The organism is Pseudarthrobacter sp. MOO13 (genome assembly GCF_058267655.1).
On sequence record NZ_CM177848.1, the window covers coordinates 2507560 to 2533602 of the forward strand.

Annotated in this window: 22 protein-coding genes and 1 pseudogene; 7 read left to right on the forward strand and 16 right to left on the reverse strand. The window is 66.8% G+C overall.

Annotation, left to right across the window (positions count from 1 at the left end):
• Positions 1–85 precede the first annotated feature (85 nt).
• The 9 genes and pseudogenes from der to AC4EEO_RS11590 form a co-directional block, all read right to left on the reverse strand.
• Complete coding sequence (der, locus tag AC4EEO_RS11550; protein ID WP_018763522.1) at positions 86–1636, reverse strand: ribosome biogenesis GTPase Der; 1551 nt, start codon at positions 1634–1636, stop codon at positions 86–88.
• Between the two features lie 10 nt (positions 1637–1646).
• A pseudogene (locus AC4EEO_RS11555) lies at positions 1647–2364 on the reverse strand (lysophospholipid acyltransferase family protein).
• A complete protein-coding gene (gene cmk, locus AC4EEO_RS11560) occupies positions 2357–3070 on the reverse strand; it encodes a (d)CMP kinase (protein WP_109864341.1) in 714 nt (237 codons plus the stop codon). Before cmk ends, AC4EEO_RS11555 begins: the two are co-directional and overlap by 8 nt.
• Positions 3070–4179 (reverse strand): prephenate dehydrogenase, encoded by a 1110-nt coding sequence (locus tag AC4EEO_RS11565; RefSeq protein ID WP_018763519.1) that lies wholly within the window; start codon positions 4177–4179, stop codon positions 3070–3072. The genes cmk and AC4EEO_RS11565 overlap by 1 nt, the downstream gene beginning before the upstream one ends.
• Before the next feature lie 3 nt (positions 4180–4182).
• On the reverse strand, positions 4183–5394 hold the full coding sequence (locus AC4EEO_RS11570; RefSeq protein WP_491338882.1) for a pseudouridine synthase: 1212 nt from the start codon (positions 5392–5394) through the stop codon (positions 4183–4185).
• 112 nt (positions 5395–5506) lie between these two features.
• Positions 5507–6175, reverse strand: a complete 669-nt coding sequence (gene scpB, locus AC4EEO_RS11575; RefSeq protein ID WP_491340419.1) for an SMC-Scp complex subunit ScpB — start codon at positions 6173–6175, stop codon at positions 5507–5509.
• Between the two features lie 2 nt (positions 6176–6177).
• Positions 6178–6993, reverse strand: a complete 816-nt coding sequence (locus tag AC4EEO_RS11580; RefSeq protein ID WP_133832205.1) for a segregation and condensation protein A — start codon at positions 6991–6993, stop codon at positions 6178–6180.
• Positions 6994–7001: 8 nt separating this feature from the next.
• A complete protein-coding gene (locus AC4EEO_RS11585; protein ID WP_018763515.1) occupies positions 7002–7901 on the reverse strand; it encodes a ParA family protein in 900 nt (299 codons plus the stop codon).
• A gap of 231 nt (positions 7902–8132) precedes the next feature.
• Positions 8133–9476: a cation:dicarboxylate symporter family transporter gene (locus AC4EEO_RS11590; RefSeq protein ID WP_109864344.1), complete on the reverse strand. Its 1344-nt coding sequence runs from the start codon at positions 9474–9476 to the stop codon at positions 8133–8135.
• 158 nt (positions 9477–9634) lie between these two features.
• Between AC4EEO_RS11590 and AC4EEO_RS11595 the strand changes: the two genes are divergently transcribed.
• Positions 9635–11269, forward strand: a complete 1635-nt coding sequence (locus tag AC4EEO_RS11595) for a sensor histidine kinase (RefSeq protein ID WP_491338883.1) — start codon at positions 9635–9637, stop codon at positions 11267–11269.
• Positions 11266–11979 (forward strand): response regulator, encoded by a 714-nt coding sequence (locus tag AC4EEO_RS11600; protein WP_018763512.1) that lies wholly within the window; start codon positions 11266–11268, stop codon positions 11977–11979. The genes AC4EEO_RS11595 and AC4EEO_RS11600 overlap by 4 nt, the downstream gene beginning before the upstream one ends.
• A 26-nt stretch (positions 11980–12005) precedes the next feature.
• Here AC4EEO_RS11600 and AC4EEO_RS11605 read toward each other — a convergent pair whose 3' ends face one another.
• On the reverse strand, positions 12006–13910 hold the full coding sequence (locus AC4EEO_RS11605) for a propionyl-CoA synthetase (RefSeq protein ID WP_491338884.1): 1905 nt from the start codon (positions 13908–13910) through the stop codon (positions 12006–12008).
• 173 nt (positions 13911–14083) lie between these two features.
• Between AC4EEO_RS11605 and AC4EEO_RS11610 the strand changes: the two genes are divergently transcribed.
• From AC4EEO_RS11610 to AC4EEO_RS11625, 4 genes are all read left to right on the forward strand, one after another.
• A complete protein-coding gene (locus AC4EEO_RS11610) occupies positions 14084–14740 on the forward strand; it encodes a GntR family transcriptional regulator (RefSeq protein WP_491338885.1) in 657 nt (218 codons plus the stop codon).
• Positions 14733–16253, forward strand: a complete 1521-nt coding sequence (locus AC4EEO_RS11615) for an MmgE/PrpD family protein (protein WP_491338886.1) — start codon at positions 14733–14735, stop codon at positions 16251–16253. Before AC4EEO_RS11610 ends, AC4EEO_RS11615 begins: the two co-directional genes overlap by 8 nt.
• Positions 16253–17155: a methylisocitrate lyase gene (gene prpB, locus AC4EEO_RS11620; RefSeq protein WP_491338887.1), complete on the forward strand. Its 903-nt coding sequence runs from the start codon at positions 16253–16255 to the stop codon at positions 17153–17155. Before AC4EEO_RS11615 ends, prpB begins: the two co-directional genes overlap by 1 nt.
• Before the next feature lie 62 nt (positions 17156–17217).
• Positions 17218–18357, forward strand: coding sequence for a bifunctional 2-methylcitrate synthase/citrate synthase (locus AC4EEO_RS11625; protein WP_491338888.1), 1140 nt, complete (start codon positions 17218–17220; stop codon positions 18355–18357).
• A gap of 60 nt (positions 18358–18417) precedes the next feature.
• On the opposite strand, the gene AC4EEO_RS11630 is transcribed toward AC4EEO_RS11625, so the two are convergent.
• Positions 18418–18921, reverse strand: coding sequence for an 8-oxo-dGTP diphosphatase (locus tag AC4EEO_RS11630; protein ID WP_491338889.1), 504 nt, complete (start codon positions 18919–18921; stop codon positions 18418–18420).
• 87 nt (positions 18922–19008) lie between these two features.
• Here AC4EEO_RS11630 and AC4EEO_RS11635 point away from each other — a divergent pair, with 87 nt between their 5' ends.
• Positions 19009–19710, forward strand: coding sequence for a hypothetical protein (locus AC4EEO_RS11635; RefSeq protein ID WP_491338890.1), 702 nt, complete (start codon positions 19009–19011; stop codon positions 19708–19710).
• A gap of 37 nt (positions 19711–19747) precedes the next feature.
• On the opposite strand, the gene xerD is transcribed toward AC4EEO_RS11635, so the two are convergent.
• From xerD to AC4EEO_RS11660, 5 genes are read right to left on the reverse strand one after another with little or no spacing between them, the layout of a single operon-like run.
• Positions 19748–20779, reverse strand: a complete 1032-nt coding sequence (gene xerD / locus AC4EEO_RS11640) for a site-specific tyrosine recombinase XerD (protein ID WP_026265082.1) — start codon at positions 20777–20779, stop codon at positions 19748–19750.
• Entirely contained in the window at positions 20779–21438 is a 660-nt protein-coding gene (locus AC4EEO_RS11645; protein WP_491338891.1) for an NUDIX domain-containing protein, read from the reverse strand. The genes xerD and AC4EEO_RS11645 overlap by 1 nt, the downstream gene beginning before the upstream one ends.
• A gap of 27 nt (positions 21439–21465) precedes the next feature.
• Positions 21466–23241, reverse strand: a complete 1776-nt coding sequence (gene pyrG / locus AC4EEO_RS11650; protein ID WP_491340420.1) for a CTP synthase — start codon at positions 23239–23241, stop codon at positions 21466–21468.
• Between the two features lie 27 nt (positions 23242–23268).
• Positions 23269–25008: a DNA repair protein RecN gene (recN, locus tag AC4EEO_RS11655; protein ID WP_285318348.1), complete on the reverse strand. Its 1740-nt coding sequence runs from the start codon at positions 25006–25008 to the stop codon at positions 23269–23271.
• A gap of 4 nt (positions 25009–25012) precedes the next feature.
• Positions 25013–26038, reverse strand: a complete 1026-nt coding sequence (locus AC4EEO_RS11660; protein WP_026265079.1) for an NAD kinase — start codon at positions 26036–26038, stop codon at positions 25013–25015.
• Positions 26039–26043: the final 5 nt, after the last annotated feature.

Consider the following 26043-nt stretch of genomic DNA (forward strand, 5'->3'; position numbering starts at 1 on the left):
CCGGCCGAACCACCTAGAAGAGCTTACACGATCCGGAGGGGTGCCAGTGACACTTTCCGGCGATCAGCCCCAAGGTGTGTCGCAATTAACGCTTGCGGCCGCGCTTCTCACGCACGCGCATGCTCACCTCGATGGGAGTACCTTCAAAGCCGAAGGTTTCCCGCAGCCGCCGGGTGATGAACCGGCGGTAACCGGGGTCCAGGAAGCCGGTGGTGAACAAGACGAACTTCGGCGGCCGGCTGGAGGCCTGGGTACCGAAGAGGATGCGCGGCTGCTTGCCGCCACGGACCGGGTGCGGGTGCGCGGCCACGAGTTCGCCGAGGAAGGCATTGAGGCGCCCGGTGGGGATGCGCCGGTCCCAGTTCTCCAGGGCCAGGTCCAGGGCCGGAACCAGGCGGTCTTTGTGCCATCCGGTCTTGGCGGAGATGTTGACCCGCGGAGCCCATTCGACGTGGGCAAGGTCCTGCTCGATTTCCCTCTCGAGGTAGCGGCGGCGTTCGTCGTCGAGCAGGTCCCACTTGTTGAAGGCCAGCACCAACGCGCGTCCGGACTCGATGGCCAGCTGCAGGATACGGACGTCCTGTTCACTGAGGACCTCGTCCACCGCCAGGAGTACGACGGCGACCTCCGCCTTTTCGAGGGCGGCCTGCGTCCGCAGGGAAGCATAGTAGTCCGCACCCTGGGCCATGTGCTGGCGGCGGCGGATACCGGCGGTGTCCACGAAGCGCCACGTGCGGCCGCCGAGTTCGATGAATTCGTCCACGGGGTCACGGGTGGTGCCGGCGGTGTTGTCCACCACCACGCGTTCGGATCCGGCGAGCTTGTTCAGCAGGGAGGACTTGCCCACGTTGGGACGGCCGATCAGGGCGATCCGGCGGGGACCGCCGGATCGTTCCACGCCCTCGACGGTGGAGAACTCGGGGAGGATGTCCATGACGTGGTCCAGGAGGTCTGCCACGCCGCGGCCGTGCAGCGCTGATACCGGGTACGGTTGGCCGAAGCCGAGGCCCCACAGTGCGGCGCTGTCCGCTTCCTGGGCGAAGTCGTCCACCTTGTTGGCCACCATGATGACCGGCTTCTTGCTGCGGCGAAGCATCTTCATGACGCCTTCGTCCGTGGCGGTGGCTCCGACGGCGGAGTCCACCACGAAGAGGACGGCGTCGGCAAGTTCCACGGCCATCTCGGCCTGCTCGGCCACGCGGGCGTGGATGCCGCGGGCGTCATGTTCCCATCCGCCGGTGTCCACCAAAGTAAAGTTGCGGCCGTTCCAGTTCGCCGAGTACATGACGCGGTCCCGGGTGACGCCGGGGGTGTCCTCCACCACGGCCTCACGCCGGCCCAGGATCCGGTTCACCAGCGTGGACTTGCCCACGTTCGGGCGGCCGATAATGGCCAGGACCGGATCCAGCTTAAGGGGACCCTCAAGGTCTTCGTCGCCGTAGTCTCCGCTGAGCAGGGCGGCGTCGTCCTCGTCGAGGTCGTAGTCCTCAAGGCCGGCCCGGAGGGAGGCGGCACGCAGCTCTGCTTCGTCGTCGTCTATTGCCGCCAGCCGTTCGGCGACCTGGTCGCTGCCGGAGGGTACGTATTCGTCATCGCCGGCACCGGAATGCCCGGAAGTCTGGGTGGTGTCGCTCATTGCACTGTCCTTAGTGGTCATCTGCCGGCGTCCCCGGCTACTGCTGTCAGGTCTTGGTGATCAGCGAAAGGCAAGGGCTGCCCGCTGATGGTGATGGTGTCCTGGACATGCCCCGCCAGGGCCGCGCGGATTTCCTGCGCCGCCCTGTCCATTGAAGCACGCCCGCTTTCGCCGGCCCGGCGGGCCAGGGTAAGGGCTGTCCCGAAGCTGACGTGGAAACGCCGCCCGGGCCGCGGAACCGAATCCAGGTGTTCGGCTCCCTGGCGGGTCCCGAGGATGGCCACCGGAACCACCGGCGCGCCGGTGTTCAGGGCCAGCCACGCCACGCCGCCGTTGATGTCTTCTGCTGCCCCGCTCCCCCGCGTTCCCTCGGGGAGAATCCCAACGCAGCGTCCGGCGTCGAGCACGGCCTTGCAGCGCTGCAGCGCACCCCTGTCCCCCCGGCGGTCCACAGGAAGTTGTCCGGAGGCGGTGAGCACCCGGCCCAGGAAGCCTTTGAACATCTCCTGCTTCACCAGGATGTGCATGGGCCGTGGGGCCGCGCCGAACATCACCGGCCCGTCCAGGAAGCTGATGTGGTTGGCCGCAAAGATGACGGGACCGCCGGTGGGGACGTTGCTCCTGCCGGTCACGGAGGTCCGGTAGACCACATGGTCCAGCACCCAGCCCACGGGCCTGCTCCATACCGTGGTCAAACCGGACGGCAGGCCGGCTCCGGCGTCAGTCACGGTTGAGCACCTTGATGACGATCACGAGCGCGGCGTCCACCGTCTGCTCGAAGTCCAAGTCCGAGGAGTCCAGGGTGACCACGCCGTCCGCCGCCTGCGTGAAGTTGACCACGGTTGAGTCCTTGGCATCCCGGTGCGTGACCTGGGCGGCAAGTTGCTCGGCGTTCTGGGTGCCGCCCAGTTGGATGCCGCGCCGGCGCAGCCGGGCTTCCTCGCTGGCGGTGAGGAGCATGCGCACTTCGGCGCCGGGCGCGACGACGGTAGTGATGTCCCGGCCTTCCACCACCATGCGGCGGTGGTGCTTTTCGATCAGGTCCCGCTGCCGGCGGATCAGTTCGGTCCGGGCGCCGAGCGTGGTGGCGACGGCGCTGACGGCCGAGGAGATCGCGGGCTCACGGATGGCGTCAGTAACGTCCACGCCGCCTACCCGCACGTATTCCTCCTGCGGGCTGGTGCTCAATTCCAGCACAAAGTCGCGGGACGCCTGCTCCACGGCAGGGGTGTCCGCCAGGTCGATGCCCTCGCTCACGCAGTACCAGGTCAGGGCACGGTACATGGCACCGGTGTCCAGGTAGGCAAGACGGAGCCGGCGGGCGACCTCCTTGCTCACGCTGGATTTGCCGGAGCCGGACGGCCCGTCGATGGCGACCACCAGGGGCCGGCCGATGCGCAGCGCGCGCATGGTTTCGAGAAGTTCCTGTGTCATTACTGAAGTACCCGCCATCCGCGGTCGTTGAGGGCTTCGATCAGGTGGTCGTGCTTGTTCGGCAACACTGACAATTCCACCATGCCGACGTTTTGTCCGGATGAATGATCCAGCCGAAGATCTTCGACGTTCACGCCGATTTCACCGATCTCGGTGAGCAGCTGCGCGATCTGGCCCGGTTTGTCATCCACCAGCACCGTCAGCCAGGAATACGCCTGTGGTGGCCCGCCGTGCTTGCCGGGAATCCGCGCCTGCCCGGCGTTGCCCTCACTGATGAGCTGGGCAAGGTCCAGGCGGGCACCCGGTGCAGTGGGCTGCTCCAAGGTTCCGATGAGCCGGTTCAGGTCCTCGCGGACGCCATAAAGGATCTCTACGACCTTGGCCGCGTTGCCGCCAAGGATTTGAACCCACAGGGTGGGATCGCTGGCGGCGATCCTGGTGACGTCTCGCAGGCCGTTCCCCGCCAGGGACAGGGCATGCAGCGGCGTGCCCTGCAGCCTGCTCGCCAGCAGCGAAGACATGACCTGGGGCAGGTGCGACACCAGGGCGACGGCTTCATCGTGCTCTTCCGCCGTGAACTGCGAGACGACGGCTCCCAGGTCCGAGGCAAGCGAGCGGGCCACCTGCAAAGCGTGGTCCGAGGTTTCCTCCGACGGGCAGAGCACCCACGGCATGGAAGTGAACAGCTCGCCGCGGGCGGCTACCGGACCGGACTTTTCCCTTCCGGCCATGGGATGGGTGCCCACATACCGTGAAAGGTCGGCGCCCAGGCTCCGGAGCCGGGCAAGGATGTCCGCCTTGACACTGGCAATGTCCACGACCACGGCGTCAGGGTAGTCGGAGAGCGCCTGGCAGACGACGTCGGCCGTAACGTCCGGCGGGGCGGCAACCACGACGAGCTGGGCTTTTCCGCTGCCGAGCTCGGACAGCGGGCGGCCCGCCCCGATATCCACCGCCACCGCCTGGTTGGTGGGTGAGGGGTCGGACAGGAACACCGCTACGCCGCGCCCACGCAGGCCCAGCCCGATGCTGGCACCCAGCAGTCCGGCGCCAATGACCACCACAGGCCCGTCCAGGTGGCCGCGGCCGTGGCTTTTGAACGCGGACATGGATCAGAGCCCTACGGATGCCAGCAGGTGGCCGACTTCCTGCTTGCCCAGGTTACGGATGCTGCCCTGGCGCTGGTCTCCGAGCCCAATGGGGCCCACCTTGACGCGGACAAGCCGCTGGACCGGGAACCCGACAGCGTCGAAGAGGCGGCGCACAATCCGGTTCTTGCCGGAGTGGAGCACAACCTCGATCAGCACGTGGCCGGGCGTGGAGTCCACCAGCCGGAAGGAATCGACGCTGGCAAAGCCGTCCTCAAGCTCGACGCCGGCCTTCAGCTGGGCACCGACACCCTGCGGGAACGGCCCGCGCACCTGGACCAGGTAGGTCTTGGGTACCTCGTAGGAGGGGTGGGTCAGCCGGTTGGCGAGCTCGCCGTCGTTGGTCAGCAGCAGCAGCCCCTCGGTGGCGACGTCCAGCCGGCCCACGTGGAAGAGGCGTTCGCCGGTGTTCTTGTTGTTCTTGAGGAAATCGCTGATGCAGGGGCGGCCCTCCGGGTCCTCCATGGTGGACACCACGCCCTTGGGCTTGTTGAACACCATGTAGACCAAGTTTTCGTCCAGCTGGATCCGCAGGCCGTCGACGTGGATGACGGCGGTCTTGGGATCGACGCGGACACCAAGCTCGGTGACCACCTGGCCGTCCACTTCCACGCGGCCCTCCGCGATCATCTCTTCGCAGACACGCCGCGACGCCACACCAGCCGACGCCATCACCTTCTGGAGGCGGACGCCGTCGGCATCGTGGAGTTCGGACTGGGGAACGTTGCCGCGGGGGCCCTTCCTGCGGGCAGGTTTGCGGACCGGGCCAAGGTTCTGGCCGAAGCGTTCGCTGCCGAAGGCGCGGGACGCAGCAGCGCCGGGTGCACCCGTGCGCGATTTGGTCTTGGGTGCGCCGGGAGTTCCGGGTGCCTTCTTGGATCCCGGTTTGCGGGCAGCGGGCTTGCGCGACAACGGCGCCGCCGGCTTGGAGCCTCCTGCTGGGCGTCCTTGCTGGTCCCCGGCAAGGTCGGGGTCGATGAAGCGCTCCTCGCGCGGCTTCGGCGCCCGCTGCGGGCGGTCGCCGCCGAAGGCGGACGAACGCTTTGCCGCGCCGCCCCGGGAGCCTCCGCCCTGGTTGCCGCGCTGGGGTGAATTCCCGCGCTGTGACGCGTTGCGGTCGCTCCCGCCGCGTCCTGATCCGTTACGTGGTGAACCCTGGCGTCCCGCCTGTGTCATGACCCGTCCTTCGATGTTTTGGCCCGCAGAGATGTCCAAGGACAACCCTAGCCAGCCGTGCAGACTTCGTCTGCCCTGGTAAGTGAATTGATGCGGACAGGGAGTGCCCTGCCTACATCATGTCGGCGTCGTAGAACTCTGCGATCCCATCGAGACCCGGTAGGTGCGGCGACAGGTGGGGCAACTCCTCCACTGAACCGATTCCCATCCGTTCAAGGAAATAGGAGGTGGTCCGGTAAAGGATTGCGCCGGACTCGGGATCGGTTCCCGCGTCCTCGATCAGCCCGCGCTGGGCGAGTGTCCGTACGACAGAATCAACATTGACTCCGCGAATTGCAGACACCCTGGCCCGTGAAACGGGTTGGCGGTACGCGATGACAGCCAGTGTTTCCAATGCCGCCTGGGTGAGCCTGGTGGTCTGCCCGTCGAGCACGTACTTGCCCACGATGTCGGCAAATTCGGCGCGGGAGTAGATCCGCCAGCCACCGGCGATGTTCCGCAATTCAAAACCCCGGGGCCTGGAGCCAAAGCCAGCGTGGCTGGCATTCTCCATATCCGGGGCGTTAACAGTATAGCCGTCATACTCGCGTTGAAGTTCTTCCAGCAGGGAGCGCACCGTGGCGGGCGTGAGGCCAACCCCCGCGGCGAGCTCATCCTCCGTAGCCGGCTCGTCCAGGACCATCAAGACGGCCTCAAGGGCGGCCTTGGCGCCCCCCGGAAGCCCGTCGGGGTCGTGGTCATCCCCAAAGTCCGCCCCCGGCTCCGGTTGTTGCGGTTCCAGGTTCACAGTTGTTCCTCGTATTCTTCGCTGAGATGCTCGGCCGACCAGTCCCGGCCATCGGCTGTCCAGTGGATCGCCAGCTCTGCCAGCGGGGACAGCTGGTCGAACGAGACCGCCTTGTCCCGGAACAGCTCCAACAGCGCCAGGAACCGGGCGACCACCACCAGGGTTGACCCGGCATCGGCGATCAGGGAGCGGAAGGTCAGCGGGGACTGCCGTTGCAGGCGCAGGCCCAGCATCTCGGCCTGCTCCTTGACGCTGACGTTGCCCCCGTGGAGGTGGCCAAGGGCCACCTGCGGCGGCTGCGCCGGGGCCTTGGGCCGCAGTGCGGCCCCGGCCAGGGCGGCGAATTGTTCAGGCGTGTGCTTCCAGACGAGTTCGGGAAGCATCGCCGCGAACTGCTCCTCCAGTGCCACCTGCCGCGGGAAGCGCCGGCCCTCCTGGTGCAGGGTCTCGCCCAGGATTCCGGCCACGTGCTTGAAGGCCTTGTACTGGAGCAACCGGGCGAAGAGCAGGTCCCTCGCTTCGAGGAGGGCGATGTCTTCGTCATCCTCGACCTCGCCGGCGGGGAGGAGCCGTGCCGCCTTCAGGTCAAGAAGCGTCGCGGCAATCACCAGGAATTCGCTTGCCTCATCCAGCGCCCATTCTTCGCCGAGCTCCTGGAGTTTCCGGATGTACTTGATGAACTCATCCGTCACCGTGGCGATGGCCACCTCGGTGATGTCCAGCTGGTGCTTGGCAATGAGGCCCAGGAGGAGATCGAAAGGGCCGGTGAAGTTGGCCAGCCGCACCTCGAAGCCGGGCTTTGATTCGGCCACGGCGTTGGTTACGGTGCGCCGCCGCGGGCGATCAGTTCCTTGGCCAGCCTGCGGTAGGCGTCAGCCCCCACGTGGTTCCCCGCGTAGCTGGTGATGGGTTCGGCGGCGACGGTGGCGTCGGCGAACTTGATGGAGCGCTTGATGACGGTCTCGAAGACTTTGTCGCCGAAGGCCTCCACCAGGCGGGTAATGACCTCCCGGCTGTGCAGGGTGCGGGCGTCGTACATGGTGGCCAGCACGCCGTCCACCTGCAGGCGCGGGTTCAACCGGTCCTGGACTTTGTCGATGGTTTCGACCAGGAGCGCCACCGCGCGGAGCGCAAAGAACTCGCAGATCAGCGGAATGATGACACCGTGCGCTGCCGTGAGGGCGTTGACAGTCAGGAGGCCGAGGGACGGCTGGCAGTCGATGAGGACGACGTCGTAATCGTCTTCGACTTTCTTGAGCGCACGGTCCAGGACCTGCTCGCGTGCCACTTCGTTGACCAACTGGACTTCCGCGGCGGAGAGGTCGATGTTGGCCGGCAGGAGGTCGACGTTCTCAACGCCGGTCTGGTGGATGGCGTCGCGGATGTCCACCTTGCGGTCCATCAGGACGTTGTAGACGGTGAGGTCAAGCTCGTGCGGATTGACGCCCAGGCCAGCCGAGAGCGCGCCCTGGGGGTCAAAGTCCACCAGAAGGACGCGGCGGCCGTATTCCGCGAGCGCTGCGGCGAGGTTGATGGTGGAGGTCGTCTTCCCGACGCCGCCCTTCTGGTTGACCATGGCAATGACGCGGGCCGGGCCGTGGGAGGACAGCGGCGCGGGTTCCGGGAACTCCCGGTATGGGCGCCCGGTGGGGCCCATCACCGCGTTTTCCAGGTCGAATTCCGTGCCCTCCAGAGTTGCTGAACCCTGTTCGCTGCTCACGTATCTGTCCACACTTTCGATGACGGTGATTTCCTGCCGCTGGCTCGCCAGCGCCGTTCGTTCTGATCCTTAGGTTACAGCGCCCGACACGGCATTCGACGGAACTTGACTTTCCGCGAATGTTGAGCCTTGACCCTCTAGTTGAGGTCGAAGGTTGTGGGTTGAATACAACAAAACCGCCCCTGCAGCGGGGGCTGCAGGGGCGGTTTCGGGCGTTGCCGCAGGTGACGGTCAGGCCTTGGCGACCTCGCGGGCGCCTTCTTCCTTTGGTGCCATTTCGCCATGCCCGGCGATCATGGTCTGCTCATCGAACGGGGCCTCGCCGGAGAGGACGCGGGTGACCTGGCCGCCGTCGATCTCCTTGACCCAGGTGCCGATCAGGACGGTGGCGACGGCGTTGCCGGTGAAGTTGGTCAGCGCACGGGCTTCGGACATGAAGCGGTCGATGCCGACGATCATTCCCACGCCGCCGAGCAGCTCGGGACGGTGTGCCTGCAGGCCAGCGGCGAGGGTGGCCAGCCCGGCGCCGGTCACGCCGGCGGCGCCCTTGGACGCAATGATCATGAAGATCAGCAAGGAGATCTGGGCGCCGAGGTCCAGCGGGGTACCCATGGCGTTGGCAACGAAGAGGGACGCCATGGTCAGGTAGATGGCTGTTCCGTCAAGGTTGAAGGAGTATCCGGTGGGAACGGTGACGCCGACGACGGGCTTGGACACGCCCAGGTGTTCCATCTTGGCGATCAGCCGCGGGAGCGCAGCCTCGGAGGAGGACGTGGAGAAGATGAGGAGGTATTCGCGGGCCAGGTACTTCATGAGCTTGAAGATGTTGACGCCGGCCACCACCTGGAGGAGCCCGCCGAGGATCACGACGATGAACAGCGCACAGGTGATGTAGAACGCCACCATCAGGGTGAACATGCTCACGATGGCCTGGACGCCGGTGGCGCCCACGACGGCGGCGATGGCACCGAAGGCGCCGACCGGAGCGAGCCACATGATCATGATGAGGATGCGGAACACCAGGGCCTGGCCGTGGCCGATGGCCTTCAGGATCGGAGCGCCCTGGGGGCCCATCTTTTGCAGTGCGAAGCCCACCAGGATTGCCGCCAGCAGGGTGGGCAGCACGGGGATGTCGCTGGGGATGATGCCAAGCAGGAAGTCGACGGTGCTGTCCGTAGCTGCCTTCTTGTTGGGATCGTAGGGCGTGAGCTTCAGGCCCTCACCGGGGTGGATCAGGTTGCCGACCACCAGGCCGATGGCCAAGGCGAAGGTGGACATGATGACGAAGTAACCCAGCGCCAGGCCGCCCACCTTGCCCACGGTAGCCGCCTTGGCGATGGAACCGATGCCCAGGACGATAGTGCAGAAGATGACCGGCGCGATCATCATCTTGATGAGCTTGATGAACCCGTCGCCCAGCGGCTTGAGGTTCTTGGCGACCTCCGGGAACAGCAGGCCCACCAGTGCGCCCAGGATAACTGCCGCGATGACGGCGATGTACAGGTAGTGGGACTTGTCCAGTCCCTTGCGCCGCGGCGTCGCAGTTCCGAGCGACTCTCCTCGTTGAGAAGCCATGATGTGTCTCCTTGTGGATATTCTGATAGACGCTGCGGCACAGGCTCTGGGCTCGACACGTCCTTGCAATGTGATATCCATCATTGGGCACCCCGTGATCCAGCTCACCGTTGCGTTCATATTGGTCGCGGCACCCGCAGGGTCAGATGGAGGTACGCATGATCCACCGTTGGAGTATCGCCCGCCGGCTCTTCGTGGCAAACCTGCTGATCGTGGTGTGCTTCATCGCCATCGTAGGAACTGCCGCCTACCTCGACGCACGGGACCGGACCTATGATGAAGCCGGCCGCCGGATGGAGGGCGTGGCTGCCTCCATCGCCGCCAATCCTTTGGTGCTCCAAGCAGCAGCCACGCCGGATCCCTCCGTCCTCCTGCAGCCGTACGCCAAGGATGTCACCGCCGCGGCACGGGTGGACTTCATCACCATCATGGCTCCCGACCGGACCCGCTGGACGCATCCCCGGGATGAGGAACTGGGCCGGCCATATATCGGTTCCATCGATGCCGCCCTCCAGGGGCGCACCTTTACGGAAGTCACGGCGGGTACCCTCGGCCCTTCCGTCCGGACCATCGTTCCGGTCAAGGATTCAGCGGGAACAATCAAGGCGCTGGTGGCTGTGGGTGTTACGGTCCGCAACGTCGACGTTGCGTTCGCTGCCCGGCTCCCCGTGCTGCTGGCCCTGGGCATTGCCCTGCTGGTGGGCGGGTCCCTGGCCTCCTGGCTGCTGGGCCGGTACCTTCGCCGCGTGACCCGCGGCTGGGGCCCCGAACAGTTGGCCCAGCTGTTCGCCTACTACGAGTCGGTACTCCACTCGGTCCGGGAAGGGCTGATCCTGATCGATGCCAGGAAGCGGGTGGTGATGTACAACGACCAGGCCGCCGAGCTGCTGGGCCTTGCCGAGACCGGAAGCAATGATCCCACCAAGCCGCCATCGTTGGCCGATCTCCCGCTGGACAGCGAGCTTCGCAGCCTCTTCGAGTCCGGACGTACCACCAAGGACGAGATGGTCCTGACAGGTTCCCGCGTGCTGGTGGTCAACCAAGGCCCCGCCCGGGGCCCGGAGTCCCCCGGTGCGCGCGGCAAGGTGCCGGTGTACGGAACGGTTGCGACACTCCGTGACAGGACGGAGATCGAAGCGCTGGGCAACGAGCTGCAGACCATGCGGACCCTGTCCGATGCGTTGCGGGCGCAGACCCACGAACACGCCAACCGGCTGCACACCATGGTCTCGCTCCTTGAGCTGGGCCGGACCGGGGAGGCCCTGGACTTTGCCACGAAGGACCTGGCGTTGAGCCAGCAGCTGACCGATGACATGGTGAGCTCCATCGACGAACCGGTGGTGGGCGCCTTGGTCATGGGAAAAGTGGCCGAGGCCCACGAACGCGGGGTGCAGCTGGACGTGTCCACCCTGGGTTCGGGCTCGACGCCGGGTGTGGCCGTCCAGGACCTGGTGACGATCATGGGCAACCTGCTGGACAACGCCATTGACGCGGCAGCCGATGCTCCCGCTCCGCGGCGGGTCCAGCTGACCCTGGAAGCGGACGAGGAAGGACTGGACATCGCCGTCAACGATTCCGGGACCCCCATCGACCCGGCCAATGCCGAACTGATCTTCCGGCATGGCTTCAGCACGAAGCCGGCCGGTCCCGGGGGCCGGGGGGTCGGACTGGCGCTGGTCCGGCAGGCTGTCGGGCGTTTGGGCGGTACGCTGGCCATCAATGGACGGAACGGCGCCAAGTTCGAAGTATTCCTGCCCGCGGCGGTGCCCCCGGAAAAGGAGCACAGCCAGTGAGCAACATCCGGGTCCTCGTCGTTGAGGATGAAGCGATCGCCTCCGCAGCCCACGCCGCCTACGTGGGGCGGCTGCCCGGATTCGAGCTCGCCGGCACTGCCCCGGACGGCCAGTCGGCCCTGCGGCTGCTGAACGAGTTCGTGGCGGCCGGAGAGCCCGTGGAACTGGTCCTGCTGGACATGAACCTGCCGGACCTGCACGGCCTGGACATTGCCCGGCGCATGCGTTCGGCCGGAATCCTTGCCGACATCATCGCCATCACCGCCGTCCGCGAATTGGCCATCGTCCGCAGTGCCGTCGCCATCGGCGTGGTCCAGTACCTGATCAAACCGTTCACGTTCGCCACGTTCTCCGACAAGCTCGAAAGCTACCGCCAGTTCAGGCAGCAGCTGGCCGGGGCAGGTGCCGGGGCAGGCAGAGGGGGCGCTTCGCAGAGTGATGTGGACCAGGCCTTCGCCAGCTTGCGGGCTCCCTCGGAGTTGCCGCTGCCCAAGGGGCTTTCCACCTCCACCCTCGGTTCAGTCCAGGAGTTCCTCCGCCAACAGCCCGGGGCAGTCTCTGCCACCGAAGTCATGGAGGCCCTGGGCATGTCCCGGGTAACGGCTCGGAGGTACCTGGAGTACCTTGCCGATGCCGGCACCGTTTCCCGTACGGCCCGCTACGGCACCCCCGGCAGGCCGGAGAACGAATACCGGTGGACCGCCCGCTAAGGTCCAGGGCGGTATACTCCTGCGGCTCAGTCTCCGGCTGCGCGTTCCGGCCGCAGTACGCCGGCCAGTTGGCCGATGACCCGGGGGTCCTCGATGGTTGACGGCACGGTGTACTCCTCTCCGTCGGCGATCTGCCGCATGGTCTTGCGGAGGATCTTTCCGGATCGGGTCTTGGGCAGGGCCTCCACCACCGTGACGTGCTTGAAATCCGCCACCGCGCCGATGTCCCGCCGCACCAGGGCGACCAGGTCTTTCTCCAGGAGTTCCGGGGGTATGTCCACCCCGGATTTGAGCACCACATAGCCGCTGGGGCGCTGGCCCTTCAGGGAGTCCGCGACGCCGATCACCGCGCATTCGGCAACGGCCGGGTGCTGGCCGATCACCTGCTCCATGGCACCGGTGGAAAGCCGGTGCCCGGCGACGTTGATGATGTCGTCGGTGCGGCCCATCACGAAGAGGTAGCCATCCTTGTCCCGGTAGCCGGAGTCTCCGGTGGCGTAGCTCCCCTCGAACGCCTGCAGGTAGGAGGAGATGTACCGTTCGTCATTCCGCCACAGGGTGGCAAGGGTGCCTGGCGGGAGCGGCAGGTCGAGGACTATGTTGCCCTCGGTGCCGGCCTCCACCTCCTGGCCGGCCGCGTCGAGGATCCGCAGCCTGAAGCCGGGCATCGGAACACTGGGCGAGCCCGGCTTGATCGGCAGTGTGTCCAGTCCGCGCGGGTTGGCGCAGATGGCCCAGCCGGTCTCGGTCTGCCACCAGTGGTCCACCACGGGCACGCCGAGGACGCGGGAGGCCCAGTGGAAGGTGTCCGTGTCCAGCCGCTCCCCCGCGGCGAAGAGGGTCCGCAGGCTGGAGATGTCGTAGTTCTTCACCAGCATGGCCTCCGGGTCGGCCTTGCGGATGGCCCGCAGCGCGGTCGGGGCGGTGAAGAGCACGTTGACCCTGTGGTCCTGGATCACCCGCCAGAACGCACCGGCGTCGGGGGTTCCCACCGGTTTGCCCTCGTAGATCACGGTGGTGGCGCCGGCCAGCAGCGGACCGTAGACAATGTAGGAGTGGCCCACCACCCAGCCCACGTCCGAGGCGGTCCACATGACGTCGCCGGGACCGACGTCGTAGATGTTTTCCAGGGTCCAGCGCAAGGCGACGGCGTGGCCGCCGTTGTCCCGCACCACGCCTTTGGGGGTGCCTGTGGTCCCGGAGGTGTACAGGATGTAGAGGGGATCCGTGGCCATGACGTCCACCGGTGCGGCGGGATCCGCGGATGCCATTTCGCTCTCCCAGTCCAGCCAGCCGGCGTGGTCCGCCGCGGAATCCTTGAAGCCGTCCCGGCCCTTGACCAGCACCGGGGTCGCCGGCGTTCCGGCGAGCTCCAGCGCCTCGGCGACGGCCGGCAGGTATTCGATCCGGCGGGAGGGCTCGAGCCCGCCCGAGGCGGTGACGACGACGGCGGGGGCGGCGTCGCGAATCCGGGCGGCAAGTTCCTTGGGGGCGAAGCCGCCGAAGACCACCGAATGGATCGCGCCCAGGCGGGCAGTGGCCAGCATGGCGATGGCGGCCTCAGGAATCATGGGCAGGTAGATCACCACCCTGTCGCCCTTGCCCACACCGTTACGCCGGAGCACTCCGGCGAAACGGGCCACAAGTTCGGTGAGTTCTGCATAGCTGAAGCGCTGCTGGATGCCCAGCATGGCGGAGTCGTAGATCAGTGCCGTCTGGTCTCCGCGGCCTGCGGCCACATGCCGGTCCAGCGCGTTGTAGCAGGTATTCAGCTCACCGTCGGGGAACCAGCGGTAGAGCGGGGCGCGGCTCGAATCCAGGGCGCGGGTGGGCTGGACGCTCCAGTCGACGGCCCGGGCGGCGTCTCGCCAGAAGTCCTCCGGCCGCTGCACGCTGCGCCCATAGCATTCCCGATAGCTGCTGGTGCCCATGAAGTCATCCCGTCCACGACATTGTGATGCAGGTCATGCTAGTTCCTTAGGAGGCTCACCACAAGACCTGTGTATACAGAACTGCGGCTAAAGGCCGGACAATGGTGAATTTGCTTGGTCGATCAGCAGTCTATGTATACACTGATGTTCATCTACCGAGGAAGGAGACTCCCGTGCGTGCCAGCGAGAAGGCCTACGCCGCCCTCCGGGACGACATTGTCGAATGGCGGCTTGCCCCCGGGACGGTCCTGGCCGAGGTGGAGCAGTCCGAACGGCTCGGCGTCTCGCGCACCCCGCTCCGCGAGGCCCTCGGCCGGCTCACCGCGGAAGGCCTGACGACGCCGGGCGGCCGCGGTGTGGTGGTCACGGATATCTCCCTTGAGGACATCGACGAACTGTTCGAACTGCGCGAAACCCTTGAAGGCAAGGCTGCTGCGCTGGCTGCCGGCCGAGGCGATGCCGCCACTTTCGAACAGTTGCGGGGTGAACTGGTCCGCGCACCGGAGATGATCAACGGTAACGATCCCACGCGCCACGAGTACTACGAGCTGGTGGGACGCCTGGATACCGCCATCGATGCCGCCATCTCCAACTCCTACCTGGCCCAGGCCATGCGAAGCCTTCGCGTGCACTTGGTCCGCATCCGCAGGTTGGCCGCCGATGACGCCGCGCGCCTGGCGGCCGCGGCCGCCGAGCACGCCGCGATCGCCGAGGCAATCGCCGCAGGCAACCCCAGGCTCGCCGAAGCAGCCACGATTGTGCACCTGCACCGCAGCCTCTCCCACGTCAAAGCAACCCACGCATCCCACCACAAGGAGCACCATGGTTAAGGAACACCACGTCCGCGTCTACAAGAGCGAAGAGAACCTGGCCCGCGAGGACCAGCTTGCCTTCAAGATCGCCAAGGTGGCCGCGGATCCTGTGGCGGTTACCGATGACGTCACCGACATGGTGATCAACCGGATCATCGACAACGCCTCCGTGGCCATCGCGTCCCTGAACCGGGCCCCCATCGTTGCCGCCCGCGCCCAGGCGCTCACCCACGGCCCTACCACCGGCGGCAAGGGCTCGAAGGTCTTTGGTATCGAGGAGCGCGTGGCCCCGGAATGGGCGGCCTGGGCCAACGGCGTCGCGGTCCGCGAACTCGACTACCACGACACCTTCCTGGCCGCGGACTACTCCCACCCGGGCGACAACATCCCGCCGATCCTCGCCGTTGCCCAGCACGTCGGCTCCAGCGGCCAGGACCTGGTGCGCGGCATCGCCACCGGCTATGAGATCCAGGTCAACCTGGTCAAAGCCATCTGCCTGCACAAACACAAGATCGACCACGTGGCCCACCTCGGCCCCTCCGCCGCGGCCGGCATCGGCACCCTGCTGGGCCTCGACGTCGAAACTATCTTCCAGTCCGTGGGCCAGGCGCTGCACACCACCACCGCCACCCGCCAGTCACGCAAGGGCGAGATCTCCACCTGGAAGGCCCACGCCCCCGCCTTCGCCGGCAAGATGGCCGTGGAGTCCACCGACCGTGCCATGCGCGGCCAGACCTCCCCCGTGCCCATCTACGAAGGCGAAGACGGCGTGATCGCGTGGATGCTCGATGGCCCCGATGCCAACTACTCGGTGCCACTGCCAGAGGACGGCGAGGCCAAGCGTGCCATCCTGGACACGTACACCAAGGAGCACTCCGCCGAATACCAGGCCCAGGCCTGGATCGACCTGGCCCGCAAGCTGCACGGGGAACACCCGGAGGTCACCGACCCGGCCAACGTCGAGTCCGTGCTGATCAAGACCAGCCACCACACGCATTACGTGATCGGCTCCGGCGCCAACGACCCTCAGAAGTACAGCCCCACCGCGTCCCGCGAGACCCTGGACCACTCCATCCCGTACATCTTCACCGTCGCGCTGCAGGACGGCGCCTGGCACCACGTCGACTCCTACGCCCCGGAACGAGCCGGCCGCCCGGACACCGTGGAACTGTGGCACAAGGTCACCACGGTCGAGGACCCCGAATGGACCCGCCGCTACCACTCCCTGGACATCGCCGAGAAGGCCTTCGGCGGTTCGGTGGAAATCACGCTCAAGGACGGCACCGTCATCACCGACCAGATCGCCGTCGCCGACGCCCACCCGCTGGGCGCCCGGCCGTTCGCCCGGGAGCAGTACGTCAACAAGTTCCGTACCCTTGCCGCCGGGCTCGTGGAGGAGGCCGAGATCGAAAGGTTCCTCGCCGCCGTCGAACGCCTCCCCGACCTCGCCGCGGGCGAGCTGGACCAGCTGAACATCACCGCCGCCCCCGGCGTCATCGACCTGGCGGCAGCACCGAAGGGACTCTTCTGATGCTGTATTCGAAGACCACCCCGGAACAGAAGCGGATCCGGTTTCGGCAACTGCTGGCCTCCGGGACCATCCAGCAGTTCCCCGGTGCCTTCAACCCGCTCTCCGCGCGACTGATCGAGGAAAAGGGCTTCGCCGGGGTGTACATCTCCGGCGCGGTCCTCGCCAACGACCTCGGCCTGCCGGACATCGGGCTGACCACCCTTACCGAGGTGGCTACCCGGGCTGGGCAGATCGCCCGGATGACAGACCTGCCCTCGATCGTGGACGCCGACACCGGCTTTGGCGAACCCATGAATGTGGCACGCACCGTGCAGGAACTCGAGAACGCGGGCCTGGCCGGCCTGCATATCGAGGACCAGTTCAACCCCAAGCGCTGCGGCCACCTCGACGGCAAGAACGTGGTGGACCTCGAGACCGCCACCAAGCGGATCCGCGCCGCGGCCGACGCCCGGCGCGATCCGAACTTCCTGATCATGGCGCGCACCGATATCAGGGCCACCGACGGACTCGAGGCGGCACAGCAGCGCGCCAGGGCCCTCGTGGACGCCGGAGCGGACGCAATCTTCCCGGAAGCCATGAAGGACCTCAGCGAATTCCAGGCGATCCGCGATGCCGTGGACGTCCCGATCCTGGCCAACATGACCGAATTCGGCAAAAGCGACCTCTTCACGGTTGACCAACTGGCCGGCGTCGGCGTCAACATGGTGATCTACCCGGTCACGCTGCTCCGTAGTGCCATGGGCGCTGCTGAGCGTACTCTGGAATCGATCAAATCCGACGGCACCCAGGAGGCCCAGGTTTCGAGCATGCTGACCCGCGCGCGTCTCTATGACCTCGTCGACTACGAGGCCTACAACCGCTTTGACACCGGGGTCTTCAACTTCCAGATCCCCGGAATCTGACACCCCCACCGGGCTGCCGGCCCCGGCCGGTCAACAGGCGTTAGGAACAAAGGAGTTTCAGCATGGCTGAAAATGAGATCAAAAAAGGCCTCGCCGGCGTCGTGGTGGATTACACCGCGGTGTCGAAGGTCAACCCGGACACCAACTCGCTGCTCTACCGCGGCTACCCTGTCCAGGAACTGGCTGCCAAGTGCAGCTTCGAGGAAGTCGCCTACCTGCTGTGGAACGGGGAGCTGCCCGCGAAAGAACAGCTCGCCGAGTTTTCCGCGCGGGAACGGGCCGGCCGGGCCCTGGATCCGGTGGTCAAGACAGTCATCGACGCGTTGCCCACCACGGCCCATCCGATGGATGTTTGCCGCACCGCAGCCTCGGTGATGGGCGCACGGCACCCCCTGGCCGAAGATTCGTCCCGGGACGCCAACATGGCCAAGGCCATCGACCTGTTCGCCGCCATGCCCGCGGTGGTGGCCTACGACCAGCGCCGCAGGCACGGCCAGGACGTGGTTGAACCGCGCGATGACCTGGGCTACTCGGCAAACTTCCTCTGGATGGCCTTCGGCGAAGAACAGGTCCCGGAGGTGGTGGAGGCCTTCAACGTTTCGATGATCCTCTACGCTGAGCACTCCTTCAACGCCTCGACTTTCACCGCCCGCGTGATCACCTCGACACTCTCGGACCTGCACTCCGCAGTGACCGGAGCCATCGGGGCCCTCAAGGGTCCGCTGCACGGCGGCGCCAACGAAGCCGTCATGCACACCTTCGACGAGATCGGCATCCGGCAGGAGGAATCCCTCGAAGAAGCCGCCGCCAGGGCCAAAGCATGGATGGAAGATGCCCTGGCCGAGAAGAAGAAGGTCATGGGATTCGGCCACCGGGTCTACAAGCACGGCGACTCCCGGGTTCCCACCATGAAGGCCGCCTTGGACAAGATGATCGCCCACTACGGCCGCCCGGAGCTGCTGGGACTGTACAACGGGCTGGAAACCGCGATGGACGAGGCCAAGGCCATCAAGCCCAACCTCGACTACCCCGCCGGGCCCACCTACCACCTCATGGGCTTCGACACCCCTACCTTCACTCCCCTGTTCGTGGCCAGCCGGATCACCGGCTGGACCGCGCACATCATGGAGCAGTTGGACTCGAACTCGCTGATCCGCCCGCTGAGCGAGTACAACGGTGTGGAGGAACGGCACCTGGCCTAGCGTTTGGCAGGAACGGCCGACGGCGGGCGGGCACCCAGGTGGCCGCCCGCCGTCGGCCGTTTAACAGCCCTGGCCGCCCTCCTGGCCCAGGAGGCTTTCAGACGACGCGACGGACTCGTTATCGGTGTGCATGGTGACCACCACGTTCACCCGGCGGCCTTCGAGCACCACAGGCAGCCAGTGGTCGGCGTCCTGCCACATGCGCTCCACCGGGAGGGCCTCCACGTTGAACCACTCAGGCAGGATCTCATCGCTGGGCACCGGATCGCCGTGCCAGGTGCGCGCGGTGAAGAGCCGGGTGGCCATGTTCCATTCCGGCCGCGCCGGAAAAACAAAGCGGACGGTTCCGGCGTCGGACAGATCTTCGTGGCGGAGCACGACGGCGGTTTCCTCGAGCACCTCACGGATCACGGCCTGCGCGTCGGTCTCCCCCGGTTCCACGTGGCCGCCGATGCCCACGATCTTGCCCTTGCCGAAACCTGTCTGCTTCAGCCCCAGAAGGACCTCAGTCCCGTCGGCCCCGTCGCGGAGCAGGAAGCAAAGAGTCACGGCGGCTGCGGTCATGGCTCCAGCCTAACCGGCACTTCCGCGGATACCGGACTGCATCACGCCTGCTGCCACGGGCCATTCCCCATTGCTACAGTGAGGCCCATGAACCCGGCTGGAGAGGACCACTCCACCCCTGCACCAAGAGTTGGGGCCGTGCTTCGCCGCCCCGTGCCGTTGCCGGGCTGGCTGGCCCGGAATCCGCTGTATGCCGGGTGGGCGTGGACTGGTGCGTGGGCGGTGCTAATCGTTGCCGACGAGTACCTGGACCTGGCCGACTGGACCTGGTACGCCTGCGTGGGGATGGCCGCCCTGCCTACCTTGGCGTGCACTGTGGCCGTGCTTCACGCAACTCCGCGCCGATACCTCCGGCCAACACGGGAATCTGTGCTCTCGCACTTCTTCGTCAGGTTCCTGGCGTTGACTGCCGCTTTCCTGGTGTGGGGCATCTCGGTCGTGGCCAGCGCCTCAATTTCAACCACGGTCCAGGCGCTTGCCGGCGATTCGGAGCGGGAAGTCACCTCGCTGGGACTCAGCCTGCTCGCCGCGGCCGTCCCGCTGGTTGTGTCCGTGCTGTGGATGGCACTGATCGTGCGCTGCGCGTGGTTCCTGCGACGCCTTCGGGGCTGGCGCCAGGTACCGGTGCATTCGCGTGTGCCGTCAGGGTTCCTGCACCGCTCGCCGCAGCTCCGGCAGGTAGTGATTGCCCTCGCCCACCCGGGGCTGCTGCTCGTGGCCGGACTGGGCACTTCGATCCTGGCGCTGTCCCTCGGCGCAGCGGAAGTAACCCTGGACCTGGCCGGGTAAACGATCTTTTCCTGCCGCCGGCAGGCCCCGGGGCCGGCTAGCCCAGAGCCCTCGGATGGGCGGCGGCGTAGATCTCCCGCAGTGTGTCGGCGGTGACCAGCGTGTAGACCTGGGTGGTGGTTACGGAGGCGTGGCCCAGCAGTTCCTGCACCACCCGGACATCGGCGCCCCCTTCGAGGAGGTGGGTGGCGAACGAGTGGCGCAGCGTGTGGGGTGAGACGTCCCTGGTGATGTTGGCTTTCTCCGCAGCAGCCTTCAGGATGGTCCAGGCGCTCTGCCTGCTGATCCGTCCGCCGCGGGCATTGAGGAACAGGGCCGGTGTGCCTTTGCCCTTGGCGGCGAGCAGCGGGCGGCCGCGGATCAGGTAGGCATCGAGGGCGCGTGCCCCGTACGACCCCAGCGGGACCAGCCGTTCCTTCGAGCCCTTGCCGAACAGCCGGACGATGGCGGGACCCGCCCCGGGCTCCGCGAGGGTGATGTCATCGACGTCCAGCCCCACCGCCTCGCTGATCCGCGCTCCGGTGGAATAGAGGAATTCGAGCAGGGCCCGGTCCCTCAACCCGGTGGCAGTATCAGTGCCCGCGGCCTCGAGGATGCGGGTCACCTCGTCCACACTGATGGCTTTGGGCAGCCGTTTGCCGGCCATCGGCGGATGGACTTCGCTGGCGGGATCGGCCGGCGTGTACCCTTCGAGGGCCCAGAACTTGTGCAGTCCCCTTACCGCCACCACTGTCCTGGCCGCTGACCGCACTCCCAAGGCGGAGCCGCCGTCGGAACCGTCGGAGAGGGCGCGGACGTAGCCGGTGACATGATGACGGGTGATGTCCTCCGGGCGGCTGCAGCCGGCGGCCGCGAGGTACCGGGCGTACCGGGCGAGGTCGCGGCGGTAGGCCGCCAGTGTGTTGGCGGCCAATCCCCGCTCCACGCCCACGTGCTGCAAATAATCGGTGATGGCCCGGTCGATGGCCCCGGAACGTCCTGCTGCCGGTTCCGCGTCTGCAGCGGCCGCAGCGGTTCGCGGCGCCGGTCCGGCGGAAGGCACCGGTTCAGCCGAAGGACCGGGACCCATCAGCGCTGGCTGGGGTGCGCGGGCCAGGGGGCGTCGGCTGGGCGGAGTTCCTGGAAGTTGCCGGCGCGGGCGGCTGCGGCGGCAAGGATCCCGACGACGGCGGAGGGGTTGTGCAGGCGCCCGGCCAGGACGGAGGCCACGGCATCGTCCAGGCTGATCCAGTGGAACTCGATCTCCGCTTCCTCCTCGGTCCGCTCGTGGCGTTCGTGGTGCGGGATCTCGGTGAGGTCGCGGGCCAGGTAGATGCGGATTGCTTCGCTGGACGAGCCGGGCGAATTGAAGACGTCGGCAAGGACGTTCCAGGTTCCGGCGGCAAGGTCGGCTTCCTCGGCAAGTTCGCGGGCGGCGCCCACCACGAAGTCTTCGCCTTCGACGTCGAGCAGGCCGGCCGGCACCTCCCACAAATCCATCCCTACCGGGTGCCGGTACTGCTTTAGGAGCAGGATGCGGCCCTCGGCATCCATGGGCAGGACAGCCACTGCCCCGGGGTGGTCGATATAGTCGCGGGTCAGCGCATCCCCGGACTCGGAAAGCTGGAAAGTGTCGCTGACGACGTCCCAGATCCGGCCCTGGTACACCTTCTCGGTAGACAAAAGACGGCGCGGGCTTGGTGCATCCGAAACCTGCGTTGCAGGGGTGGTTTCAGGTGTACCAGGCATCGCGCCGTCCTTCTTCTGCTCTATTGACTACTTAGCGGTAACCGTACCGGATGCCGCGGCCTTCCCGGCCACGGGCGCAGCCGTGTCGGCAACCGCCTGGGATCCGGCGCTTTGGTGGTCCAGGGCCGCCTTGACCAGGCCGGCGAACAGCGGGTGCGGGCGGGTGGGCCGCGAGCTCAACTCGGGGTGCGCCTGCGTGGCCACGTAGTAAGGGTGAACGTCGGCGGGCAGCTCGACGAACTCCACCAGCTTGCCGTCCGGCGAGGTACCTGAGAAGACCAGGCCCTTGTCGGCAATCTGCTGGCGGTACTTGTTGTTGACCTCGTACCGGTGCCGGTGGCGTTCGCTGACAGTGGTGGCGCCGTACGTTCCGGCGATGACCGAGCCTTCGTCAAGCTTGGCTTCGTAGAGGCCCAGGCGCATGGTTCCGCCGAGGTCTCCGCCCCCTTCGACGAACTCGAGCTGTTCCTCCATCGTGGCGATGACGGGGTATTTGGAGTCCGGTTCGAACTCGCTGGAAGAGGCACCCTCCAGGCCCACCACGTTGCGGGCGTACTCGATGACCATGCACTGCAGGCCCAGGCACAAACCCAGGACGGGGAGCTTGGTTTCGCGGGCGAACTTCAAGGCGCCGAGCTTCCCTTCCAGTCCGCGGATGCCGAAGCCGCCCGGCACGCAGATGGCGTCGACGCCGTCGAGCGCTTTAATGGCGCCTTCGCGCGTCTCGCACTCGTCGGACGGGACCCAGCGGATCTTCACCTTGGCCTCGTTGGCGAAGCCGCCGGCGCGCAGTGCTTCGGTCACCGAAAGGTAGGCGTCGGGCAGGTCGATGTACTTGCCCACCAGGGCGATCTCGACGTGGTGCTTGGGGTTGTGGACGGCGTCGAGCAGTTTGTCCCAGCTGGTCCAGTCGACGTCCTTGAACGGCAGGTCGAGGGCGCGGACGATGTAGGAGTCCAGTCCCTGGGAGTGCAGGGTCTTGGGGATGTCGTAGATGCTCGGGGCGTCGGCGGCGTTGACCACGGCGTCGATGTCGACGTCGCACATCCGGCCGATCTTTTCCCGCATGGCTTCGGGAACTTCGCGGTCCGAACGGATCACGATCGCTTCGGGCTGGATGCCGATGGAGCGCAGCGCGGCCACGGAGTGCTGCGTGGGCTTGGTTTTCAATTCCTGGGACGGCCCGATGTAGGGCACCAGCGAGACGTGCAGGAAGAAGACGTTGCCGCGGCCGATGTCCTGGCGGACCTGGCGGGCGGATTCGAGGAACGGCTGGGACTCGATGTCGCCAACGGTGCCGCCGATTTCGGTGATGATGACGTCGGGGGCGTTCTTTCCCTCGGCGGGCAGGCGCATGCGGCGCTTGATCTCATCCGTGATGTGCGGGATGACCTGGACGGTGTCGCCGAGGTATTCGCCGCGGCGTTCCTTCGCGATCACCGTGGAGTACACCTGGCCGGTGGTAACGTTCGCGGAACCTTCAAGGTTCTCGTCGAGGAAGCGCTCGTAGTGCCCGATGTCGAGGTCCGTCTCGGCGCCGTCGTCGGTCACGAAGACCTCGCCGTGCTGGAAGGGGTTCATTGTGCCCGGATCCACGTTCAGGTAGGGATCGAGCTTCTGCATCGTCACGGACAGGCCGCGGGCCCGGAGCAGGTGACCAAGGCTTGAAGCCGTCAGTCCCTTACCGAGCGAGGACGCCACACCGCCGGTGACGAAAATGTGCTTCGTCGTCTTGGAGGAGCCCGGGAACCGGGAATTTACACGGGAATTTGATCGCTGCACCACGGAATTCGAGCCTATCATCAATTCAGCCATCCCGTCGTTGTCCCGTCAGGCCCGCTGGGGCAGGAGCTTGGCGTCGTCCAGCAGTTCGCGGGCGTGTGCCTGCGCGGATTCGGAGTCCTCCTGGCCTGCCAGCATGCGGGCCAGTTCACGGACCCGTTCGGGACCGTCGAGGAGGCGGACATCACTGGACGTGAAGCCTGTGGCGGTTTTGCCGTCCGCTCCCCTGACCGAGGTTTTGGTCACCGTGATGTGCTGGTCAGCGAAAGCAGCCACCTGGGGAAGGTGGGTGACCACCAGCACCTGCACGTGTCGGGCCAGCATCGCCAGGCGCCGGCCGATCTCAACGGCGGCCCGTCCGCCCACCCCGGCGTCCACCTCGTCGAAGACGAACGTGGGGACCGGATCCACGGCGGCAAGCACTACCTCGATGGCCAGCATGACGCGGGACAATTCACCGCCGGATGCACCCTTGCCCAGCGGCCGGGCCGGAGCGCCGGAATGGGGCTGGAGCAGGAAACTGATGTCGTCCGCGCCGTGCGGGCCCAGTTGTCCGGCTGGTTCCAGGTTGATCACCAGGGTGGCGTCTGCCATGGCCAGCGCCGTCAATTCGGCGCTGACACGGGCCGAGAGGTCCTTGGCGGCCTTGGACCGGATCTTGCTGATGGCCGCCGACTGCTTCTGGAGCTCCGCTTCGGCCCGCACCACCTCGGCGTCCAGCGCCTCGATCCGGGAGGAGTCGTCCTGCAGTTCGTCGTACCGAACCCGCGCAGTTTCAGCCCACACCAGCACCTCGTCAATGGTGGGTGCGTACTTGCGGACCAGCTTGGCCAAGGCGCCCCTGCGGTCCTCGATTTCGGCAAGCCGTTCCGGCCCTTCCGAGTCCAGTCCTGCCTGGTAGCTGGCAAGTTCCGTGGCGATGTCGTTGAGCAGGAAACCAACTTCGGCCAGGCGTGCGGCGGCGGAACCGAGCTCGGCATCGTGCTCTGCCACATGCTCCAGGGTGCGCTTTGCAGCATCCACAAGCGTGGTTGCATCGGCGGCTTCGCCAAAGTCCTCGGCGATGAGGGCCTGGTGGGCGGTGCTGGCGGCGATCCGGAGTTCCTCAACGTTCGCAAGCTTTACGGCTTCGGCCTTCAGCTGCTCGTCCTCGCCGGGCTGGGGGTCCACGCCGTCGATCTCCGCGAGGGCCGCCTCCAGCGACTCCGCTTCCCGGAGCCGGTCGCGGGCGGCGCTGCGCAGGCTGTCCAGCTCTGCCTGGCTGGCCTTCCACCGGCCGTAGAGCTCCTGGTAGGCGGCCAAGGGCCCGGCCAGGACATCGCCGGCGAACTTGTCGAGCGCCTCCCGCTGGGCCGTGGCGCTCTTGAGCCGGATCTGGTCCGACTGGCCATGCACCACCACCAGCGACTCGCCGATCTCGGCCAGTACACCCACCGGAGCGGCCCGGCCGCCCAGGAACGCCCGGCTGCGTCCGTCCGCGCCCAGGCGGCGGGCCAGGATCAGCTCGGCGCCGTCGTCGAACTCTTCTGCTTCCGCGCCGGCATCAAGGGCGCGGGCGATGGCCGGATGCCCGGCTTCAAGCTTCAGGACGGCCTCGGCCGTGGCGCTCTTCGCGCCGCTGCGGACGGCCCCGGCATCCGACCGGGCACCCAGCAGGAGGCCGACGGCGGTGACCACCATGGTCTTGCCGGCACCGGTTTCGCCGGTCACCACGCTCAGGCCCGGGCCGAGCGGCAGCGTTGCGTCGGTGATGACGCCCAGATCGCGGATTCTCAGTTCTTCAATCATGGATTCACTTTGCAGTCGACGGATCGGGGTCGCCGCCGGCGCCGTCCGGCTCCGGGACCTGCAACGGCGGCATGGGCCGTGGCGTGCGGACCAGCGGGATGGGGCCGGTGTGCACTGCGTCGGCTTTGGGCACGGGGCCGCGCCAGCCGTGGATGGGCAGTTCGAACTTGCGGACCAGGCGGGCAGAGAAGGGGGTCTGGTGGGTGCGGGCCAGCCGCACCGGGTTGGCGGACTTGGTGACCTCGACGCGGGCGCCGGGCGGCAGGTCCACGGAGCGCCGGCCGTCACACCACAGCACACCCTGCGCGTCGGTGCGGCCGAGCACCTCGACGGCCAGCCTGGACCGGGGCGAGACAACCAGTGGCTTGGCAAACAGCGCGTGCGCACTGATGGGCACGATCACCAAGGCTTCCACTTCCGGCCAGACCACGGGTCCGCCGGCAGAGAACGCGTAGGCCGTGGAACCGGTTGGGGTGGCCAGTACGATGCCGTCCGAGCCGAAGGACGTGAGCGGGCGCTCATCCACTTCGGTCACAACTTCGAGCATACGTTCGCGGTTGGCCTTCTCGATGGCGGCTTCGTTTAAAGCCCAGGTGTGCCAAATCTTTTGTCCCCTGACCCACACCTGGACGTCAATCGTCATCCGCTCTTCCACCGTGTATTCACGGCTGGCGATCCAGTCGACGGTCTGGGCCAGGTCCGCCCGTTCGCTTTCGGCCAGGAAGCCCACGTGCCCAAGGTTGACGCCCAGCAGGGGCACGTCCTCCTCGCGGACCAGTTCGGCTGCGCGCAGGATGGTTCCGTCGCCGCCAAGGACCATGACGAGTTCAACGTCGGACAGCTGGACATGGTCGTGGAGCACCTCCACCGGCTGGGCCAGGTGGCCAAAAAAACGCTCCATGTCCCCCAGCTCGGACTCCTGCATCACAGGGACGATGCCCGACGCGTGCAGCAGGGCGCAGGCCTCCCAGGCAGCCTTCAGTGATTCCTCGCGGCCGGTGTGGGCAAGGACCAATACACGCCTGCTCATCAGGT